The sequence below is a fragment of the Tepidibacter hydrothermalis genome (genome assembly GCF_029542625.1).
Taxonomy (GTDB): Bacteria; Bacillota; Clostridia; order Peptostreptococcales; family Peptostreptococcaceae; genus Tepidibacter_A; species Tepidibacter_A hydrothermalis.
Window position 1 is genome coordinate 1,403,227 of sequence record NZ_CP120733.1, and the last position, 21,247, is coordinate 1,424,473.

The following is a 21,247-nucleotide window of genomic DNA, read 5'->3' on the forward strand; positions in this document are numbered from 1 at the left end:
CACTTGAATTATATTTTTAGTTCTATATAATGAAATTATATAAATCTTAGATTTTAAGAAAATAAGCACGTTACCAAGCAGTTTCGGATATGAGTGATTCAATCCTATAAAGGGAATGACTTATAAATTATAATAGTATTACGAATAATTTGATATATTTGTATTGAAGTATTAATGAAAAAAATGTATAATTTAAGTGGAATCGGTAACATATTTACAGTATAAGAATTCTTGAGTTTTTTGGGGGCGAGTCAGAATGGCTATAACTATAAAAGATATTGCAAAAAAAGCACAAGTATCTCGAACTACCGTATCAAGGGTATTAAATGACTCCGGATATGTAAAAGAAGAAACGAGAAAAAAAGTGATGGATGTAATTAAAGAATTAAACTATACACCTAGTGCAATCGCTAGAAGTCTATCTACTAGTAAAACAAATACTATAGGTATTATAGTTCCAGAAATAAACAATCCTTTCTTTGGAGAAATCATAAAGGGGATAAGTCAAATAGCAGATGAAAATAATTTAAATATAATACTTTGCAATACTGATGATAAAAGAGATAAAGAACTTAAAGCACTTAAACTATTAAAGGAACAGAGAATAGAGGGTATAATAATAACTCCAACATATGCAGAAGATCATTTTAGTAGTGAATATTTAAATACTTTAGAGCATATAGGTATTCCTATTATATTACTTGATGGATATGTTAAATATTCAGAATTTAGTGGCATATTTATAGATCACATAAAAGGAGCTTATGATGCTACTAGGGCATTAATAAATGCCGGACATAAAAAAATAGCTATAATTAATGGTAAACAAAATTATACAATAACTAAAGATAGATTTAAAGGATATGTAAAGGCTTTGAATGAAAATAATATAATTATTGAAGATAAGTATGTATTCTATGGAGATTTTGATTATGAAAGTTCATATGAAATCACTAAGAAAATATTAAGCATGGAAGACAGACCAAGTGCTATATTTGTAACTAGTAATATGATGATTTTGGGTACTATAAAAGCACTATATGAACAAAATATAAATATTCCAAAAGATATGGCTATAATAGGATTTGATAAATTAGATTTAGTAAATATTTTAGGCATGAATATAAGTTCTGTAAATGGACCGACTATTGAAATGGGAAAAGCAGGAATGAAAATGCTTATAGACAAATTAAATAATGTATCTCAAAATGATGAAATAAAAAGAAGGATAATAGTCCCTGAACTTGTTTTAAAAGGATCAGAAAAATTTATACCATAATAAAGTAGAAGATATACAAAGTTGGTAAATACACCTTATCAAACTATTGAATTTTGATAGGTTAAAATATAAATTAAAAAGGAGAGGTTAAAATGGAATTAGCAAAGTACATAGATCATACTGTATTAAAAGCTCAAACAACAGAGGATGCTGTAAAAAAAGTTTGTGAAGAAGCAAAAGAATATGGCTTTTTTTCAGTATGTATAAACCCATCATATATAGAGTTTGCAAAAGAGCAGTTAAAAGGATCAGATGTTAAAGTTTGTACAGTTATAGGATTTCCTTTGGGAGCAAATACTTCAGAAGTTAAGGCATTTGAAACTATAGATGCAATTAAAAAAGGTGCTGATGAAGTTGATATGGTTATAAATATAGGTGCTCTTAAAGATAAAAAATATGATTATGTTCAAAATGATATAAAAGCAGTTGTAGATGCAGCTGATGGCAAAGCTTTAGTAAAAGTTATAATCGAGACTTGTTATTTAACTGATGAAGAAAAGAAAATAGTTTGTGAACTTGCAAAAAAAGCAGGTACTGATTATGTTAAAACTTCTACTGGATTTGGAACAGGAGGATCAACACCAGAAGATATAAAGCTTATGAGAGAAACTGTTGGAGAGAATATAGGAGTTAAAGCTTCAGGTGGAGTAAGAAGTACATCAGATGCAGAAGCTGTAATAAATGCTGGAGCATCAAGAATTGGAGCAAGTGCATCTATTAGCATAGTTACAGGAAATAAAGATTCAAATAGTGGATATTAATATATAATAATAGTGGACATTAATATATAATAAAAAGGTATGGTTTTCAAATTGAAAATTATGCCTTTTTATGTATTTTAAGGAAAATAAATATTTTTTGAGTCATTTACTATATAGAGTATTCTATATCGTTAATTAAGTTGGATTATAATCTGGAGGTGTATATTATGAAGAAATTAGTAATTTATTATTCGTTTGAAGGAAATACAAAATTATTATCTCAAATAATAGCTCAAAATTTAGATGCAGATATTTTAGAAATTAATCCTAAAGATGAAGTTAAAAGAAAAGGATTTATGAAATATTTATGGGGTGGGAAAAGTGTTTTTATGAAAGAAAAACCTGAACTTGAACCTATATCAATAGACATAGATGAATATGACCTGTTGATTATAGGAACTCCAGTGTGGGCTGGAACATTTACACCAGCGTTAAGGACATTTTTTGATAAATATGATATCAAAAATAAGAAAATATTCTTATTTTGTACTCATAACGGAGGTCCAGGTAAAACTTTAGAGAATATGAAATCTGAACTAGATATGAATAATGTAATAGGTGTTAAAGATTTTGTAAACGTATCTAAAAATATAGAAGTTAATAAAAATATAGCTGAAAAATGGGTTGAAGAGATAAAATACAAACATAATATATAAAAAGTTTCATTTTATACAAGTAAATACTCAAAAACTATTGAAAATACACTATTAAAAATGTAGAATATATAAAGTACATTTATAAAGATCATGAAATATGAAATGGAGGAAAACAATGTTACAGGCTACTGGAATAGGATTAAGATATGGAGATAAACAATTATTTAAAGATGTTAACATAAAATTCAATAAAGGAAATTGCTATGGGGTAATAGGTGCCAATGGTGCTGGAAAATCTACATTTTTAAAGGTATTATCTGGAGAAGTAGAAGCAAATGAAGGAGATATAGCTATAACTCCTGGAGAAAGATTGTCTGTATTAAAACAAGATCATTTCGAATATGATGAAGAAGTTGTAATTAATACAGTTATTATGGGACACAAAAGATTACATCAAATAATTAAGGAAAAAGATGAATTATATGCAAAAACTGACTTTACAGATGAAGACGGAATAAAAGCTGCTGAACTTGAAGGCGAATTTGCTGAATTAAACGGATGGGAAGCAGAAACAGAAGCTGAGATGATTTTAATGGGTCTAGGATTACTTAAGGACTTACATTATAAACTAATGAAGGAATTATCTGGTGCTGAAAAAGTTAAAGTGTTATTGGCACAGGCTTTATTTGGAAAACCTGATATACTTCTTATGGATGAGCCGACTAACCACTTAGATTTTAAATCAATTAACTGGTTAGAAAATTTTATTATGGATTTACAAGATACTGCTGTAATAGTAGTATCGCATGATAGACACTTTTTAAATAAAGTATGTACTCATATGGCAGATGTAGACTTTGGGAAAATACAAATGTATGTTGGAAATTACGATTTCTGGTATGAATCTAGTCAATTAATGCTACAAATGGCTAAAGATCAAAATAAAAAAACAGAAGAAAAAGTAAAGCAATTAAAAGAGTTCATCGCAAGATTTAGCTCAAATGCATCTAAGGCAAAACAAGCTACATCTAGAAAAAAACAATTAGAAAAACTTACAATAGAAGATATTCAACCATCTAGAAGAAGATATCCTTTTGTGGGATTCAGTCCTGAAAGAGAAGTTGGAAATGAACTGTTGACAGTAGAAGGAATATCTAAAACTGTAGACGGTGTTAAAGTTCTAGATAATATAAGTTTTAGATTGAACAAAGACGATAAAGTTATATTTTTAGGAGATGAAATAGCTAAAACAACATTGTTTGATATATTAATGGGTGTTTGTGAACCTGATGAAGGAAGCTTTAAATGGGGTGTTACAACATCTCAAGACTATTTACCTAAAAATCACAATGATTACTTTGATGGTGTTGAAATGTCATTAGTTGATTGGTTAAGACAATATTCAGAAGAAAAAGCTGAAAGTTTTATAAGAGGATTTTTAGGAAGAATGCTTTTCTCTGGAGAGGAAGCACTTAAGAATGCAAACGTATTATCTGGAGGAGAAAAAGTTAGATGTATGTTATCTAAACTTATGTTATCTAATGCAAATATACTAGTTCTAGATGAACCTACAAACCATCTTGATCTTGAATCTATAACATCTGTAAATAAAGGATTAATCAACTTTACTGGAACTGTATTATTTACATCTCATGACCATCAGTTTATAGAAACTATAGCTAATAGAATAATAGAAATAACTCCAAATGGATTAATGGATAGAAGTATGAAATTTGATGAGTATTTAGAAAATAAAGAAATACAATCTAAATTAAAAGAAATGTATAAATAAAAAGAAGATGCTTAAGCATCTTCTTTTTATTTATACATTTCTTTTTTATACTCCACCATTTCTGCAACCTATATTATATCTTTTCTATGATCTAAATGTTAAAAAATTTAAAACATAAAAAAGGTTGAATTTGGATTAAATATACATAGAATTAAAGACAATACTAATAATATAAATTTCAAAGTGGCGAAAAAATTTATAAGGAGGTATGGATATAAATGAAAAAGATATGTACTCTTTTACTTATAGGGATATTGGTTATAAATGTACTATTTATATGCTCAAATAATGAAGATTATCAGGTTTTTAAAATTGAAGATAATAAAAAGTACAATGTAAATATGAAAAGAGATATATTGTCATTAATGATGGGGTACAGTGGACATATTGTAGATATTGATATGTGCGATGATAAAGTATATTTAATAATGAAATCTGGAAATAAAATATTATACGATGATAAAAAAAATAAAACTATGCAAGAAAAAATAAATAATCCAGATTTACAAGATATGATGGAAGAAGCATATAATTTAAATTGTATAGATGATATAGCTGATAATGACCCCGGTAGAATAAGACATTATCAGCTATTACAAGAAGTATATGGAAACACAAAAAAACAAATAGAAATTAATTTGAAAAATTTTAAATTTGGGAATAAATACTATGCATTCAATGATAAAAATAATGCTTATGAAAATTTAAAAAAATCTATAAATGAAGTTGTGAATATATGCAAGTCTAATAATGAAATGTATAAGTATATATATCCTATAAGTGGAACTTTTAATTATAGAATTATATCTGGAACAAGCAGATTAAGTCCTCATTCATTTGGAATAGCTATTGATTTGGCAAGTGATAAGAGTGATTACTGGAAATGGGCATCAAAAGAAGCAGGACAAAAAAGATTAAAATCATATCCAGATAGTCTTGTTAAAACATTTGAAAATAATAACTTTATATGGGGTGGGAAGTGGAAACATTTTGATATATTGCATTTTGAATATAGACCAGAATTTATATATAAATCAAAACATTTTAATGATAATGTAGATGGTTTTGAACTTTGGTATAAAGGCGCTGATATAAAGGATAAAAGAACTATGCTTTATATAGACTTAATAAATAATAAAATAAAATAATACTACGCTTAAAAATTACAATTAACTGTTCTTGTCTTGTACAATAAATTAATATCTAGCTAAATAGTAGGATAGCCTAAAATAGTAAATGATTATTTTGTTTATCTGTAGAAAAACCATAAAATCGACATATTATTACAAAAATGTATTATAGAGTAATAAATGATGATGCAAAAAAATAAAAAATAAATATTGCGAATTTACAGATAGATGAAAGTCATAATGTTTATTTTGATGAATTAACAATAACTAATGCAAGAATGTATCAAACATTTATTAAATTTGAAATTAGATTAAATTATTAAATCATTTAGAGAATAATATAGATACAATGTGTATTAGTTTTAAATCTCATCTATATTTGTTTGAAGGTAAAAGTTAAATATTAGACTAAATCAAGATAGAATATTATTTTATATTTAATTTAAAACATAAAAATTATGTATATATTTATACATAATAAGATGACTATTAATGAAATGGATTTTGTCAATCTCTTCTTTTAACCTCATTTTAGTAAACATTAGAATATAATAAATTTGTTTGGTCTGAAAATTTAATAAAATAAACAGAATAAAAAAGAAATCTTTATAAAAAAACTAAAGATTTCTTTTTTATTTTGTTTATTTAACTTGTAAAAAAATGAAATATATAGAAAAAACAATATATATAAAATAAAGAAAATATATAAAGAAAATAAATCAAGATAAAGAAAATAAATAATGTAAGAAAAATTAAGAATATAGTGTGAAATATATACTTTATTGTAAATGAAAAAATAAAATGTTAATATCGTATAGAAAATAATGTTTTACTATATTTTAAAACGGAATTCAAGTTTATTAAAAACTTTAATTTTGCAAAAAATTAAATAGAAAGAGGAGATTAAATGGCTTTAGCACAAAATCAAGAAGAAAATGTTGTAGAACAAAGTAAAAAACATCCTCCTGGATTGTATATGTTGTTTTTTACTGAAATGTGGGAAAGATTTAGTTACTATGGTATGAGAGCACTTCTTATAATGTATCTAACTACTGAATTAGTAAAAGGTGGACTGGGTATTGAAAAAAGTACAGCAGCTCTTATATATGGATGGTTTACTGGTCTTGTGTATTTTACACCTATAATAGGTGGATATATTTCTGATAAATATTTAGGACAAAGAAAAGCCATTACAATAGGTGGTATAACTATGGCACTTGGGCAAGTGGCTCTATTTTCGCAACAAAGTAAAACGTTTTTATATTTAGGATTATTTTTACTTATAATAGGAAATGGTTTCTTTAAACCAAATATATCTACTTTGGTTGGAAAATTATATCCTGATGGAGATAAAAGAAGAGATGCTGCATTTACAATATTCTATATGGGAATAAATGTTGGTGCGTTTTTAGCGCCTTTAATATGTGGAACTTTAGCAGAGAGCACTTTTGCAATAAGAGAAGGTAATATGATTGTTCAATATGGATTTAAATATGGATTTTTGGCAGCTGCTATAGGAATGGTTTTAGGACAAATTGTATTTAATTTACTTGCTAATAAATATCTTGGAGATATAGGTAAAGCACCTGTAGGGATAAAAGATAAGAATAATAAAGAAAAAATAGATAGACCTCTTACAAAGAAAGAAAAGGAGAGAACGACAGTAATATTCATATTAGCTACATTTGTTGTAGTGTTTTGGGCTGGATTTGAACAAGCTGGAAGTTCACTTACTATATATACTCAAGATTATATAAATAGAAATATAGGATCTTTTGAAGTACCAGTATCTTGGTTCCAATCATTAAATCCTTTTTTCATAGTTTTACTTGCACCTGTACTATCTAAAGTTTGGATAACGTTATCTAAAAGAGAGCAAGGCGATTTAAAGATACCTGTTAAAATGGCTTTTGGATTAATTTTACTAGGTTTAGGATTTTTATTAATGGTAGGAGCTGTTTTACAAAGAGGAGGATCGGATGATATAGCTATAAAAGCTAATATGATGTGGCTTGTAGGAGCATACTTGTTACACACTTTAGGAGAACTATGTTTATCTCCAGTAGGTCTTTCGATGGTTAGTTCTATAGCTCCAGTTAAATATGCATCAGCTCTTATGGGAGTGTGGTTATTAAGTAGCTTTGTTGCACAGATAGTTGGAGGATATATAGCTTCTTATGTAGAAAAGCTTGGACACTTACAGATATTTGGCGGAATAGCAGTTGTTTCTATTGTTGTCGGTTTAATATTAATAACTTTAAATAAAAAATTAGTATCTATGATGGAATAAAAAAAGATGATTTAATCATCTTTTTTTGATTATAGATTTATAAATATATATAAATTGTTATATCCTTATAAAAATGATAGTATTATATATATAATATTATTTTGACTGATAGGATTCATGATATACAAGGCAAACTTATTTATGAGGAGATGGGAATTTAAATGGATTATAATTCGAAATTGAAAGATGAACAAATAGATACCTTGTTTGAAGTTATACTTAAAATTAATACCATAGAGGAATGTTATATGTTCTTTGAGGATATATGTACGGTTAAAGAATTGAAATCTTTATCACAAAGGTTACAAGTAGCAAAAATGTTAAGGAATAATAAAACTTATACGGAAATAGAAGAAAATACAGGAGCAAGTACAGCTACTATAAGTAGGGTTAGTAGATGTTTGAATTATGGAGCTGACGGATATAATATTATGCTTGATAGAATGGATAAAAAATAGATACCTTATATTATAAGGTATCTATTTTTTTGAATATATTAATATAGAATAATAAAGATAAACTTAAAGCTATAGGTATTAGTGAAAAAGCTATATATGATGATAAGTAAGTTGATAAAATACCCATTAAACTGTTCATAAGCATATTTATAATAGAAACAAATGATAATATTAATCCCATTATATATGAAGTGTTTTCTTTAAATGCTTTTCCTATTATTGTTATTGTAGTTGGAAAAATTATTGAAAAGAAAAATCCTGAAAGAGATATTAATATTATAAAATTAGATTTCAATAAATATCCACTCCAAAATAATATTAATGACATTGATAAGTAAATTAGCATAGATCTTTTTATACTTAATCGATGCACAACAAATCCTCCTGTTAATCTTCCAAATGTGAATACTAGAAAGAAAATGGCAGAATAGTGTGTTGCCTGGTCAATTGTAAAATTATATGAAGTTTGAGCAAAGTTAACAAACCAGTTTAAAAATCCTACTTCAGAAAAAACATATAAGCCTTGTGCAAATATGAATAATAAAACTAGTTTGCTTTTTAAAGCTTTAAATATATTTGATTCTACATTTACTGGTTCAACTTTTGGAAATTTAGTAAATAATATAAAAAATAAAGATAATAACATCAATCCACTATTTATTAAAAACACATCTCTAAAAGTAAAACCTTTCAAAATCATATTTCCAGAAAATTTTTGGCTTATACTAACTCCAAAACCATAAAAAAAGTGAGTGAGGTTTATAAGTATTGTGTTATAAGTAATAAATAAAATTGGAGATATAGAATTCACTGATATGCCTTGAAGACCTGTACCTATGTTTGTTACAAATACAGAAATTAGCAATATTGTGAAAGTAGGAGCAACAGATGTTATAAGATAAGAAATACCTATTATTATAGTAGAAAAAACAAGAACTTTTTTTTGTCCGAATTTAGAACAAAGTATACCTCCTGCATAAGTTGAAATTATATAGCCAAATATTGAAAGTGAGAACATAAAACCTATTGATGAATCAGAAATTTGGAATACTTCCTTAAATTGAGAAACAAATACTCCTTTTATACTTTCACAAAAACCTATAATGAGCATATTCAAAAAAATGAAAATTATTGCTGGTTTATATTTTATGTTTTTTATCATAACTAGTATCCTTTCTAAATTAGTTGGTTTATTGAAATAAAAATAGAGTAACATAAATTTGTTATAAAGTCTACATTATATATTGTTTGATTTGTGTATCTAAATACATAGCGTCAAGGAGAATAGAGGTATTTTTGATTTTAATATAATGGAAATGTATAACTATAGAATTTAAAAAATAGACAAAAACATACGAAAAATGATATAATTTTATGTATAAAAATATATTGAAAAATTTACAATAATTATTGAGTAAATTAAATTTAAAATATAGATTTATGAGTTGTATGAGCTTATTTATATCAAATTTCATATATTAATTTTGAAATATAAACCTTTTTAATGTCGATATTATGAAAAAAACATCCTATTTGATGTATTTATGTCTAATTTAGGTAATTTAGCATCGTATATATTGTATAATAATTAGTAAATTAGTAGTGTTTTATTAAATTTGTATTGTTTATATTTTAAACCTTAGGTAATATATATATATATGTATGTATGTTATCTAAGGTTTAAAATATAAAATTTGTAAAAAAATACTAGAGGGGGAAATATGAGATTAAATGATAATATAAACTTATTGAGTAAAAGTTTAGATGCCTATTCTATTAGACAAAATGCTATAAATAACAACATATCAAATTCTAATACTCCTAATTATAAAAGAAAGGATGTGGAATTTGACAAAATACTAAGAAAAATTACAAATGAAAATGGTATTAATATAAAAACAACTAATCCTAAACATATAGGAACAGATATTGACAAATTGGATTTAAAACCAAAAATTATTATTGATAAAAATACAAAATCCAGACTTGATGGAAATAATGTAGACATAGATGTAGAAATGGCAGAGTTAAGTAAAAATTATATAAAATATAATGTTGCAAGTCAACAGATAACAAGTGCATTTAAAAGATATAAAAATGCAATAAGTGGAGGAGGTAGATAATATGTCGCTATTTAATTCTATAAATATAAGTTCTTCTGGGCTGACTGCTGAAAGATTAAGAATGGATATAATATCTAAAAACATAGCTAATGCAAACACAACAAGAACAGCAAATGGAACTCCATATAAAAGACAAGTAGTCACATTCAAAGCTGCTGAAAAAGAGTCTTTTAAAACACATCTAAACAAATATGTAAATAAAAATAATAATAATAATATAGGAAATGGAGTTGAGGTAACTAGTATAAAAGAAGATCAGAGTGCGTTTAAAAGGGTTTATGACCCAGGGCATCCGGATGCCGATAAAAAAGGATATGTTTTAATGCCAAATGTTAATATAGTAACAGAAATGATAAATATGATTTCGGCTACAAGATCATATGAAGCAAATGTTACTGCGTTAAATTCAAGTAAAAGCATGATGATGAAGGCTTTAGAAATTGGTAGATAAAGGGGTGTGATATTGTGCAAGTTCAAGGTGGAAAAATTCATAGCCTAACTATCGGTAGTACAGAAAATAACACTAAAAAGTCTACTGATTCAAACATAGGGTTTAAGGATTTTTTAAATAAAGCAGTTTATTCTGTAAGTGATATGGAAAAAAAATCAGATGAAATGAATTTTAAATTTATAAGTGGAGAAGTTGATAACATTCATGAAGTTATGATTGCAACACAAAAGGCAGATATAGCCATACAAGCATTTACAGAAGTGAAAAGTAAGATAATGGATGCATACAAAGAAATTATGAGAATACAAATATAGCAATATACCTAGCTTGGAATGAGGTGTATAAATGGGTGATAATTTTTTGAAAATAAAAGAAGCTGTAGTTGCGTTTTTAAATAAATATACTAAAAAACAAAAAATAAATGTATTTGTTGGATTGATATTGATATTGATTATAAGTACACTAACTATATTCAATATGACAAAACCTGAATATAGTGTTTTGTATAAAGACTTAGACATAAAAGAGTCGGCAAATATAACTAAAAATCTAGATGAACTTAAAATTGAGTATAAGCTGAATGATGAGGGTACTATACTGGTTAAAAAAGAACAGATAAACAAAATAAAAATGGATTTATCAACAAAAGGGGTACCAAGTACCAAATTTTCATACGATGATTTATTAGAAAAAAATACTATGTTTATGAGCGAGGATGAAAAAGATAGAGTCTTTAATTATGCACTTAAAAATCAAATAGAATCTGTAATAGAAGAAATGCCAGCTATTAAAAATGCAGATGTAATTTTGACTATACCAAAAGATTCAACTTTTATACTAGATGAAAATAAGGAAAATTCAAAAGCGTCTGTGACTTTGGAATTGAATGAAGGGTTTACTTTAGATAAACAAAGTATAGAAGGAATAGCATTTTTAGTATCAAACTCGGTTCAAGGATTAAGCGTTGATAATATAACGATTCATGATTCTACTGGACGAGTTCTTAATAAAAAAGATAATGAACAATCTTATGAATCTTCAAATCAATTAGAGATACAGAATAAAGTTAAAGAGGATATAGAAGGCAATTTGGTTGAATTTTTATCTACTATATATGGTTATGGTAATGTATCTGTTATGGCTAGTGTAAAGCTAAATTTTGATACTGATATAACTGAAACAAAAGAATATAATACTCCTATAGAAGGAGAAGAAAATGGTCTTATAAGAAGTATAAAGGAAAAAAATGAATCAGTTAAGAATTCTCAAAATGGAGGAGTACCTGGGACTGATAGTAATACTGAAGAAATAACTCAGTATCAACAAGAAGAAAGTGGAAATTCTGCATATAATAATTTTGATAAAACTGTAAATTATGAACTTAATGAAATAGTTAGAAAAGTTGAAAAAGCTAAAGGTCAGATACAAGATATAACGGTAGCAGTAGTGCTTAATAGTGAAATATTACCAGACAAAGAACTGACGCAGGAAAAGAAAAAGGAAATAGTAAATTCAGTATCGAGTGCGGCAGGAATAGACACTAAAAGAGTTGAGGTATATGCACAAGCATTTAATAATGATTTAGATAAAGGTGTAGATGAAATTGATAATGGAAAGATGAATATGCCTATGTGGACTATTATATTAATAATATTGCTTATATTAATACCTGTATTTATTTGTATATTATATATTATTAAAGTTAGAAAAGAAAAAGAAAAAGAAAAAGAAAAGATTGAAGAAAAATCTCCAAATATAGATATAATGGAAGAAGAAATAGAGGAATTAGAATTAGATATAAAAGAGTCTGGACATAAAAAGAGCATAGAAAATCTTGTTAATAAAAATCCAGAAATAGTGGCTCAACTATTAAAAAGTTGGATAGATGAGGAATAAGAGGTGATTGAGTTTGGCAAAAAAGAGTAAAAATGAGATGAATGGTAAGCAAAAAGCAGCTATACTCTTAATAACACTTGGACCTGAATATTCTGCTAAAATGTTTAAATATTTATCAGAAGAAGAAATAGAAGAAATAACACTAGAAATTGCTAATATGAAGAAAGTGGAATCAGAAGTAAAAGAAAAAATATTGCAAGAGTTTTATGAGGTTTGTTTAGCACAAGAAGTTATATCAGAGGGTGGAATAGGATATGCCAAAGATGTTCTAGAAAAGGCTTTAGGTCATGATAAAGCCATAGAAATTATTAATAGATTAACAGCATCATTACAAGTTAAACCTTTTGATTTTGCAAGAAAGGCTGATCCGTCTCAAATTGTGAATTTTATACAAAATGAACATCCTCAAACTATAGCATTAATATTATCTTATTTAGATTCTGAAAAATCAGGGCAGATACTTTCGAGCCTTTCTCATGATAAGCAATCTGAAGTTGCAAGAAGAATTGCTACTATGGATAGAACGTACCCAGAGGTTATAAAAGAGATAGAATTAGTTCTTGAAAATAAACTATCAAATCTTGTTACAGAAGACCATACAATTGTCGGAGGCGTTCAGTCTATTGTTGATATATTAAATTCTGTAGATAGAGGAACTGAAAAATATATTATGGAAGATCTTGAAATGTCAGATCCTGAACTTGCAGAAGATATTAAAAAGAGAATGTTTGTATTTGAGGATATTATTACACTTGATAATGTATCTATACAAAGGTTTATTAGAGAAATTGATAATAATGAACTTGCAGTTGCTTTAAAAGGTGCAACTCAAGAGGTCGCAGAACTTATATTCTCCAATATGTCAAAACGATTGGCAGACATGATAAAAGAGGATATGGAATTTATGGGACCTGTTAGATTGAAAGATGTAGAAGAGGCTCAGCAGAAAATCGTTAATAACATACGAAAGCTTGAAGAATCTGGAGAAATAATAATCTCAAGAGGTGGAGGCGATGAACTAATTGTCTAAAATTATAAAACATAATCAAGTTAATATTAGTGAAGAAAAAATCGTTGGACTTCAGCCTCGAAGTATTACTGTAGATAATAAATCTCAAGAAAAAAAGTTGAAAATAGAAAATGAAATAAATAATCTCATCTTAAAAAAAAATGATATTTTAAAAGAAATAGAACTGATAAAACAAGATTCTATAAAAGAAAAAAATAATATAATAGAAACTGCTCATAAAGAATATGAAACCATTATAAATTCAGCTAATGAAAAGGCGAAAGTAGAGTTAGATAAGTACAAGCAAGAAGGTTATCAAAAGGGTTATGAAGAAGGGTTTGAAGAGGGACAACAAAAAAGCATAGAGAAATATCAATCAGAAATAGATGAGGCTATAAATGTAAAAAATAGTGTTATTGAATGGAAAAAAAATGAAGTAGATAAAATGGAAAAAGACATTATAAACTTAGTAATAAATTCAGTTGATAAAATTATTAAAGTCAAGTTAGAGGAAAATGATGATATAATACTAAATCTTATAAAAGAAGCTTTAAATAAATTGACTTTCACTGAAAAGTTGATAGTTAGAGTAAGTGATGATGATTTTGAAAAAGTTAACTCATCAAGAGACAAAATACTTGCTATGGCTGGATATATAGATGATATTCAAGTAAAAGTAGATAAGTCTCTTGAAAAAGGTGATTTAATAATAGACACTAGTGCAGGAACTGTTAATCCAAGTATAAAAAATCAGTTTGAAATAATAAAAGAAGAATTTTTAAGTCTAGTTTAGGATGATGATGATGAAATCTATAGATGTATCTAAATATTTTCAAAAATTGGAAGAAATTGATTTGATTCAGTATACAGGCAGGGTATCACAAGTGGTAGGTCTTACTATAGAGTCAAAAGGACCTGCTGTAAAACTTGGAGAATTATGTTTTATATATCCTATAAAATCTGAGCAAGCAATATTAGCTGAAGTTGTCGGATTTAAATCAGAAACTGTACTATTAATGCCTCTTGGAGAAATGGATGGGATAGGGCCAGGAAGTAAGGTTATAGCCAGTGGACATGGACTTGAGGTTAAGGTTGGAGAAGAATTGTTAGGAAGAGTTTTAGATGGATTAGGAAATCCTATAGATGATGAAGAAAAATTAAATCTTAAACTTAATTATCCTGTTATGAATCAACCGCCTAACCCACTTAAAAGAGAAAAAATAGATACGCCATTACCTTTAGGAGTGAAGGCTCTAGATGGTATATTAACATGTGGGAAAGGGCAAAGAATAGGAATATTTGCAGGTTCTGGAGTTGGTAAATCAACACTTTTAGGTATGATTGCCAGAAATACGAAGGCGGATATAAATGTAATAGCATTAGTAGGAGAGAGAGGAAGAGAAGTAAGAGAATTTATAGAAAATGATTTGCAAGAAGAGGGATTAAAACGATCCGTATTGGTGATTGCAACATCAGATCAACCACCGTTAGTTAGAATGAAAGGTGCATTACTTGCAACTTCTATAGCAGAATATTTTAGAGATATGGGTAAAAATGTAATACTTATGATGGATTCTTTAACTCGTTTTTCTATGGCACAAAGGGAAGTTGGACTTGCTATAGGAGAACCTCCTGTTACAAAAGGGTATACACCATCTGTTTTTGCGGTATTACCAAAACTTCTAGAAAGAGCAGGAAATTCAGATAAAGGCTCTATAACAGGATTGTACACTGTTCTTGTAGATGGAGATGATATGAATGAACCTATAGCTGATGCTGTAAGGGGTATACTTGATGGTCATGTAGTATTGTCAAGAAATCTTGCTAATAAAAATCATTACCCTGCTATAGAGGTGTTATCAAGTGCAAGTAGAGTTATGGGTAACATAACAAATAAAGAGCATATACAGGCTGCAAATAAGCTTAAAGACCTTTTAGCAACCTATAGAGAAGCTGAAGATTTGATAAACATAGGTGCTTATGCACCAGGATCTAACTCTAAAATTGATATGGCTATACAGAAAATAGATGAAATTGATTCTTTTCTGAAACAGTGGACACACGACAAATTTGAATATGATGACGTTATAAGTAACTTACTTAATATGTTTAAAGAATAGAGGTGTGTTTGTTGAAATATAAATTTAGGTTTGAAAAAATATTAGAAATAAAAGAAAAACTAGAAGAAAATAAGAAAATGGAAATAAACGAAATTAATAATGTAATTAATAACATTAAATTTCAAATAGAAGAACTGAATAAAACTAAGGAAGCTAAAAACTACGAAATTAAAGAAACTATGAATGCAGGAACTAGTATTAATGAAATTAAACTTATGAATGAATTTATACATTTGATAAACATGAAAATTAGAAATTTATTTGAAGAGTTAAAATTGGCTGAAAATAAATTGGATGTAAAAAAAAATGAGTACGTACAGATTATGAGAGAAAAAAAGACTTTTGAAAAAATAAAAGAAAAAGATATTGTTAAATTCAATGAAAAAATTAAAAAAGAAGAGGAAAAGTTTGTAGATCAGATAGTTACATTTAAACACAGTATGGGTAACTAGGAGGAAGATATGGAAGAGAATATACAAGAAATGGACAAACCTAAAAAGAAAAAAAGAATACCTTTAATGGTAATAGGTGTTTTGCTTACAACTTTTGCAATTCTTTATTATACAAATACTCAAATAAGTACAATGACTAATAATATTTTTAAAAAAGTACCTATTATCGGTGAGCGTTTTGAACAAATGCCATCTTTGAAAGAGCAAGAAGAGAGAAAAAATAAATTAGCAAGATATTATTTGACTCTAGATGAAGATAGAGCTATTGACAAACTTATAATTATGGAAAAAGAAGATAAAAAATTATACGAAGATATAATTATGAAAATGAAAAAATATGATTTATCATCTACAAATGGATTAGTTCAAAAAATAAGAGATAAAAAAATCAAAAAAGATATACTCCAAAGAGAAATTGATTCAATAGAACAAGAAAAGCTATTATATACTGAAGATCTTTCTAAAGATTATAAAAAACTAGGGTTATTAGGAACTATAAAAGGTTTAGAGCAAAATATAATAGATTTAAATTTAAATTTTGAAGATGTTGCAAAAATCATTGAAAAGTTTAAACCTGAATATAGTGCAAAAGTACTGTATTATATGGATCAAAATATATCTCAGAGCATAAAAGAAAACTTACATCAAAAATACTTTAAAGACATACAAAATCAGACTCAATTGTATAAAAAGTATATATATGATATGAAGACTTTAGCCGATATATATGTAAATAAAAAAACAGAAGAAGCAAGCGTGCAACTACAGAATAAAAATACGTATTCAGCACAAGATTTGGGTACTATATTTGCTAATATGGATTATTTGCAAGCAAGTAAGATACTTTGTGAATTTGAAGACGGTGAGTACTTAGATGAAGTTTTAAAAGAAATAAAGCTTTTTGAACAATTAAATGAAAAAGAAGAAAGTATTAAAGGTATAACCGACAATATAAATAATACATTGAAGGTATTAGAAGTATATAAAAGAGATTTAAAAACACTAAAATTATCTTATGAGAAGATGAATTCAAAAGAATTATCTGATTTAGTAAATGAAATGACGTCAAGTAAACCTAAGTATAAAAAATATAAAATAGATGAAGAAAAAAGTTTTACAATAACAGAAGAAGATCTTATGATAGAAGTTTTAAAACAATTAAAACCTAAATTATTATCGGAGGTTATATCCAATTTAGATAATCAGAAGTCAGCAGAAATAAGTAGAAAAATAGGGTTACCAAAACAATAAAAAAAAGGGGGGGAAATATTGAATAATTTAATGCCTATAAATTTAAATGTAAAAAAAGATTATATACAAAGATCGAACAAAAAAGATAATATTAGTGATAAATCAGATTTTAGAAAAAAATTAGATGATCATTCTAAAAAGAATGATAGCAAAGATAAAGATATTAAAATCAATAAAAAAAATGAAAATAGAGATACAAGTAAAAAAATTGATAAACACAATAAAGAAGAAGTAAATGCTCAAAGTAAACATATTAACAAACAAGACGAAAAAGAATTTGAAGAAAACACAAATATTAACCAATTTAAAGTAGTTAATATTGATAAAGAAATTGATAAAGACACCGAAGTTGATGAAACAATTAAAAAAGAAGATTTAGAAGGAATAATGTCTATTTTACAAAGTCTTAATATAGAAGTTAATAATAAAACAGAAATGGAAAATATTCAAAAAAATATTAACCAGCTTATTGAAAAAATAGATAATGGGCAAATAAATATTGAAGATTTTGAAAAAATATTAATGAAATTAGAAGATGCTGATTTTATACCAAAAGAAGTAAAATCAGAAATATTAAATAAGTTAGAATTAATGTTTGAGCAAAAAAATATTAACTCAAAATATATAGAAACAGATAATACCAATGTAAAAAAAGATACAATTGTAGATGAAAATACAAAAAAAGATCATAGTAAAATAGAAGAAGATATGACAAAACAAGAAAATTCCCAAAGTAAAATTTCAAATTTAAATCAAATAAATAAAGATTTAAACCAAAATACAAGCTATAATCAAAATGAAGATTTAGATAACATAAATAAAAATTTTTTAATAAAAGATAGGCAAGATGAAACAGAAGATGGTTTTAACTTCCAAAATCTAAATATAGGTAAGATAACGAGTGGAATAAAGGCAAGTACAGGTAGCTCACTTAACAATAAGATGAGCAATATAGATTCCTATAATATAATTGAACAAATTACAAAAAAAAGCAAGCTAATCACAAATAAAAATAATTCAAGCATACAGATGCAGTTAGAACCAGAACATCTAGGAAAGCTTACACTTAAGGTTGTATTAGAAAGAGGAATTTTAAGTGCTAAATTTATGGCAGAAAATGAAGAAGTAAAAACAGTTATAGAGGATAATATGGAGGAACTTAAGAATAGTCTCTCTGAACAAGGAATTACTATACAAAGTTTAAGTGTATCTGTAAATAGTGAAGGAGATCTTAATAAGCATAAAAATATATTAGAAGCTATGGCTTATAATAAAAAAATAAGTAAAAATATAGATACAAATGAGTCTTTATTAGATGAACAGCAGGATGAAATAGAAAATCCATATCTTTTTGAAGATGATAACTTCAATGGATTAGTATAGGGGGGAGCGCGTATAATGTCAGATGTTACAGGAGCTAATTTAAAAACTGCACCTATAAATGCAACTACAACTGCAACTACAACTAAGAAAAATGGAGAACTTGGAAAAGATGATTTTTTAAAATTACTTACAACTCAGTTGAAATACCAAGATCCTTTAAAGCCTATGGAAGATAAAGAGTTTATATCTCAAATGGCACAGTTTAGTTCACTTGAGCAAATGCAAAATTTAAATACATCTTTTCAAGGGGTATTTGAAGGAATGAAGTCGCTTAACAATAACTTTGTAACGGCGAATAAAAATGTAGAGCAACAGATGGATGAACTTATAAAAGAGTTAAAAGAGTTTAATGGGAATGATTGCGATATAATAAACAGTCGAATAGGTATTTTGAAAAAAGATGGTATAGGTGAAATTCCAGCTAATACAACAGCAAAACAATTAATTGATGGATTAGTAATAACAAATAAAGCAACAGCAAAAGTATATGATAAGAATGGAAATCCTGTAACAGACCATACAAAGTTGACTTCTGATATGAAGTTAGTAATAGAATCAAATGAAGGTGAAACAAAAAATAAAAAAGAATACGATATAGATGTTAAAATCAACTAGTATAGTGTTAGTTGATAAAACTATTAGTAATTAATAAGTTCTGGGGAGGTAATTTATTATGATGAGATCAATGTATTCTGCGGTATCAAGTTTGAAAGCACATCAAACGAAAATGGATGTTATAGGTAACAATATAGCAAATGTAAACACTGTAGGATTTAAAGGTTCAAGAGTTACATTTAAAGAAACTTTTGCACAAACTGTAAAGGGTGCAGGTGGAGCACAAGACGGACGTGGGGGTACTAACCCTATGCAGATAGGTCTTGGAGCAGACGTTGCATCTATTGATGTACTTCAAAAAAGAGGTGCTGTTGAGAGAACTGATAATGTAACAGACCTTATGATAAATGGTGAAGGTTATTTTATGGTATCTGATGATAGTAACTTTTTAAATAGATATTATACAAGAGCAGGAAACTTTAAGATAGATGGTGGTGGAAATCTAGTTACTCAAGACGGATATAAGGTTCTTGGGTATATGGCTGACGAGACAGGAAGACTTAAAAGTAGTATAGAAGGTTTAAAAATAGACAAATCAATAGTATATCCACCTCAAGCCACTAAACCTTCAGATCCACCAATACCAGGTGAAGAAATAGTGACTTTTGGAGGAAATATAGACTCTAATACTGCCGCAAAGGATGATGTAAAAATAGAAATACCAAATAGTAATCCTAAAGCATATTATCCAAAAGATGATTTAAAGGTAATAGGTGATACCACAGGAAAACCTGCTATTTATAGTTTGGATACAGTTGAATCAGAAAAACAAAAAAAACCTGTTTATGTTCAAGAAAATGAGGCAATGAGTAAAGCTCTTGGTAGAGAAACTACTATAGAAGTTTTTGATGATTTTGGTAATGTCCATCAAGTAAAATTATTATTTACTAAAAAATCGGTAGATACTAGTGGAGAAAGTACATGGCAAGTAGATGCTATTTATATGGACAAAGATAAAGGTGCAATGGTAGTAAATGGAACTACGAATGATTATGATTCTACTACAGGACTTCCTCAAGATATTAAAACTGAAATTTCAAAATGTAATGGATTTTCTTATGGAGTTAAAGGCGATGATGCAGTACAATCATTTGAAATTACATTTGATAAAGAAGGTAAAGTAAAAGATGGTTCAAACACTAAAATGCAGTTAAAAATTGGTGAGGACTTTACTAAAGGAGCAGATGCATTAACATTTGATATAGATCTAGGCAAGATGACTCAATTTGCAGATAAATCTAATGCAGGAGCTACGTTTATAAAAGGATATAAGCAGGGAGCTTTAAGTGAATTTGCTGTAGCACCAAATGGAGAGGTTATAGGGGCTTTTGATAATGGGCAAAGAAGAATTCTTGGTAGAGTTGCACTTGCGAACTTTAAAAATCCATCAGGACTTCAAAAATTTCAATCAAATATGTTCATGGAAACTAGAAACTCTGGTACTGCAAATATAGGAAAGCCTAGTCAAGATGGATTTGCAGAACTTAATCCGGGATCACTTGAAATGTCAAATGTAGACTTAGGACAAGAATTTACCAATATGATTACTACACAAAGAGGTTTTCAAGCTAATTCAAGAGTTATAACTACAACGGACTCTATGATTGAAGAACTTGTAAACTTAAAGAGATAGTAGGATTT

The 21,247-nt window shown here is 27.3% G+C and carries 20 protein-coding genes; 19 read left to right on the forward strand and 1 reads right to left on the reverse strand.

Annotated elements, in window-relative coordinates; genetic code table 11:
* The first annotated feature begins 256 nt into the window (after nucleotides 1–256).
* From P4S50_RS06195 to P4S50_RS06225, 7 genes are all read left to right on the forward strand, one after another.
* Entirely contained in the window at nucleotides 257–1,279 is a 1,023-nt protein-coding gene (locus P4S50_RS06195) for a LacI family DNA-binding transcriptional regulator (protein WP_277733774.1), read from the forward strand.
* Between the two features lie 92 nt (nucleotides 1,280–1,371).
* A complete protein-coding gene (gene deoC, locus P4S50_RS06200) occupies nucleotides 1,372–2,040 on the forward strand; it encodes a deoxyribose-phosphate aldolase (RefSeq protein ID WP_277733776.1) in 669 nt (222 codons plus the stop codon).
* A 167-nt stretch (nucleotides 2,041–2,207) separates the two neighbouring features.
* Entirely contained in the window at nucleotides 2,208–2,696 is a 489-nt protein-coding gene (locus P4S50_RS06205; RefSeq protein ID WP_277733778.1) for a flavodoxin family protein, read from the forward strand.
* 115 nt (nucleotides 2,697–2,811) lie between these two features.
* Nucleotides 2,812–4,428, forward strand: coding sequence for an ABC-F family ATP-binding cassette domain-containing protein (locus P4S50_RS06210; protein WP_277733780.1), 1,617 nt, complete (start codon nucleotides 2,812–2,814; stop codon nucleotides 4,426–4,428).
* 218 nt (nucleotides 4,429–4,646) lie between these two features.
* Nucleotides 4,647–5,576 carry a M15 family metallopeptidase gene (locus P4S50_RS06215; RefSeq protein ID WP_277733783.1) on the forward strand — a complete coding sequence of 310 codons (930 nt, stop codon included), beginning with the start codon at nucleotides 4,647–4,649 and terminating at the stop codon, nucleotides 5,574–5,576.
* An 889-nt stretch (nucleotides 5,577–6,465) separates the two neighbouring features.
* Nucleotides 6,466–7,848, forward strand: coding sequence for a peptide MFS transporter (locus P4S50_RS06220; protein ID WP_277733784.1), 1,383 nt, complete (start codon nucleotides 6,466–6,468; stop codon nucleotides 7,846–7,848).
* Between the two features lie 161 nt (nucleotides 7,849–8,009).
* Nucleotides 8,010–8,306, forward strand: a complete 297-nt coding sequence (locus P4S50_RS06225; RefSeq protein ID WP_277733786.1) for a YerC/YecD family TrpR-related protein — start codon at nucleotides 8,010–8,012, stop codon at nucleotides 8,304–8,306.
* Between the two features lie 10 nt (nucleotides 8,307–8,316).
* On the opposite strand, the gene P4S50_RS06230 is transcribed toward P4S50_RS06225, so the two are convergent.
* On the reverse strand, nucleotides 8,317–9,468 hold the full coding sequence (locus tag P4S50_RS06230) for an MFS transporter (RefSeq protein ID WP_277733788.1): 1,152 nt from the start codon (nucleotides 9,466–9,468) through the stop codon (nucleotides 8,317–8,319).
* Nucleotides 9,469–10,027: 559 nt separating this feature from the next.
* Here P4S50_RS06230 and flgB point away from each other — a divergent pair.
* Genes flgB through P4S50_RS06290 form a run of 12 tightly spaced genes read left to right on the forward strand, consistent with a single transcriptional unit; the run spans nucleotide 10,028 to nucleotide 21,239 of the window.
* Nucleotides 10,028–10,429, forward strand: a complete 402-nt coding sequence (gene flgB, locus P4S50_RS06235; RefSeq protein ID WP_277733790.1) for a flagellar basal body rod protein FlgB — start codon at nucleotides 10,028–10,030, stop codon at nucleotides 10,427–10,429.
* 1 nt (nucleotide 10,430) lies between these two features.
* Entirely contained in the window at nucleotides 10,431–10,880 is a 450-nt protein-coding gene (gene flgC, locus P4S50_RS06240; protein ID WP_277733792.1) for a flagellar basal body rod protein FlgC, read from the forward strand.
* 14 nt (nucleotides 10,881–10,894) lie between these two features.
* Nucleotides 10,895–11,194, forward strand: coding sequence for a flagellar hook-basal body complex protein FliE (fliE, locus tag P4S50_RS06245; protein WP_277733794.1), 300 nt, complete (start codon nucleotides 10,895–10,897; stop codon nucleotides 11,192–11,194).
* A 31-nt stretch (nucleotides 11,195–11,225) separates the two neighbouring features.
* Complete coding sequence (gene fliF / locus P4S50_RS06250; protein ID WP_277733795.1) at nucleotides 11,226–12,776, forward strand: flagellar basal-body MS-ring/collar protein FliF; 1,551 nt, start codon at nucleotides 11,226–11,228, stop codon at nucleotides 12,774–12,776.
* A gap of 37 nt (nucleotides 12,777–12,813) precedes the next feature.
* Complete coding sequence (gene fliG / locus P4S50_RS06255; protein WP_277734687.1) at nucleotides 12,814–13,806, forward strand: flagellar motor switch protein FliG; 993 nt, start codon at nucleotides 12,814–12,816, stop codon at nucleotides 13,804–13,806.
* Complete coding sequence (locus tag P4S50_RS06260) at nucleotides 13,799–14,578, forward strand: FliH/SctL family protein (protein ID WP_277733796.1); 780 nt, start codon at nucleotides 13,799–13,801, stop codon at nucleotides 14,576–14,578. The genes fliG and P4S50_RS06260 overlap by 8 nt, the downstream gene beginning before the upstream one ends.
* Nucleotides 14,579–14,588: 10 nt before the next feature.
* Complete coding sequence (gene fliI, locus P4S50_RS06265; RefSeq protein WP_277733797.1) at nucleotides 14,589–15,905, forward strand: flagellar protein export ATPase FliI; 1,317 nt, start codon at nucleotides 14,589–14,591, stop codon at nucleotides 15,903–15,905.
* 11 nt (nucleotides 15,906–15,916) lie between these two features.
* Nucleotides 15,917–16,357: a flagellar export protein FliJ gene (gene fliJ / locus P4S50_RS06270; RefSeq protein ID WP_277733799.1), complete on the forward strand. Its 441-nt coding sequence runs from the start codon at nucleotides 15,917–15,919 to the stop codon at nucleotides 16,355–16,357.
* Nucleotides 16,358–16,366: 9 nt separating this feature from the next.
* Nucleotides 16,367–17,608, forward strand: a complete 1,242-nt coding sequence (locus P4S50_RS06275) for a MotE family protein (protein ID WP_277733801.1) — start codon at nucleotides 16,367–16,369, stop codon at nucleotides 17,606–17,608.
* Between the two features lie 18 nt (nucleotides 17,609–17,626).
* Entirely contained in the window at nucleotides 17,627–18,991 is a 1,365-nt protein-coding gene (locus tag P4S50_RS06280) for a flagellar hook-length control protein FliK (RefSeq protein WP_277733803.1), read from the forward strand.
* 15 nt (nucleotides 18,992–19,006) lie between these two features.
* Nucleotides 19,007–19,606 (forward strand): flagellar hook capping FlgD N-terminal domain-containing protein, encoded by a 600-nt coding sequence (locus P4S50_RS06285; protein WP_277733805.1) that lies wholly within the window; start codon nucleotides 19,007–19,009, stop codon nucleotides 19,604–19,606.
* A 58-nt stretch (nucleotides 19,607–19,664) separates the two neighbouring features.
* Nucleotides 19,665–21,239 carry a flagellar hook protein FlgE gene (locus P4S50_RS06290; protein WP_277733806.1) on the forward strand — a complete coding sequence of 525 codons (1,575 nt, stop codon included), beginning with the start codon at nucleotides 19,665–19,667 and terminating at the stop codon, nucleotides 21,237–21,239.
* Nucleotides 21,240–21,247: the final 8 nt, after the last annotated feature.

Excerpts from the sequence above, each read along its gene's own strand:
- P4S50_RS06195 (WP_277733774.1), top strand. The coding sequence starts at position 257 with ATGGCTATAACTATAAAAGATATTGCAAAAAAAGCACAAGTATCTCGA.
- deoC (WP_277733776.1), top strand. The coding sequence starts at position 1,372 with ATGGAATTAGCAAAGTACATAGATCATACTGTATTAAAAGCTCAAACA.
- P4S50_RS06205 (WP_277733778.1), top strand. The coding sequence starts at position 2,208 with ATGAAGAAATTAGTAATTTATTATTCGTTTGAAGGAAATACAAAATTA.
- P4S50_RS06210 (WP_277733780.1), top strand. The coding sequence starts at position 2,812 with ATGTTACAGGCTACTGGAATAGGATTAAGATATGGAGATAAACAATTA.
- P4S50_RS06215 (WP_277733783.1), top strand. The coding sequence starts at position 4,647 with ATGAAAAAGATATGTACTCTTTTACTTATAGGGATATTGGTTATAAAT.
- P4S50_RS06220 (WP_277733784.1), top strand. The coding sequence starts at position 6,466 with ATGGCTTTAGCACAAAATCAAGAAGAAAATGTTGTAGAACAAAGTAAA.
- P4S50_RS06225 (WP_277733786.1), top strand. The coding sequence starts at position 8,010 with ATGGATTATAATTCGAAATTGAAAGATGAACAAATAGATACCTTGTTT.
- P4S50_RS06230 (WP_277733788.1), bottom strand. The coding sequence starts at position 9,468 with ATGATAAAAAACATAAAATATAAACCAGCAATAATTTTCATTTTTTTG.
- flgB (WP_277733790.1), top strand. The coding sequence starts at position 10,028 with ATGAGATTAAATGATAATATAAACTTATTGAGTAAAAGTTTAGATGCC.
- flgC (WP_277733792.1), top strand. The coding sequence starts at position 10,431 with ATGTCGCTATTTAATTCTATAAATATAAGTTCTTCTGGGCTGACTGCT.
- fliF (WP_277733795.1), top strand. The coding sequence starts at position 11,226 with ATGGGTGATAATTTTTTGAAAATAAAAGAAGCTGTAGTTGCGTTTTTA.
- fliG (WP_277734687.1), top strand. The coding sequence starts at position 12,814 with ATGAATGGTAAGCAAAAAGCAGCTATACTCTTAATAACACTTGGACCT.
- fliI (WP_277733797.1), top strand. The coding sequence starts at position 14,589 with ATGAAATCTATAGATGTATCTAAATATTTTCAAAAATTGGAAGAAATT.
- P4S50_RS06275 (WP_277733801.1), top strand. The coding sequence starts at position 16,367 with ATGGAAGAGAATATACAAGAAATGGACAAACCTAAAAAGAAAAAAAGA.
- P4S50_RS06285 (WP_277733805.1), top strand. The coding sequence starts at position 19,007 with ATGTCAGATGTTACAGGAGCTAATTTAAAAACTGCACCTATAAATGCA.
- P4S50_RS06290 (WP_277733806.1), top strand. The coding sequence starts at position 19,665 with ATGATGAGATCAATGTATTCTGCGGTATCAAGTTTGAAAGCACATCAA.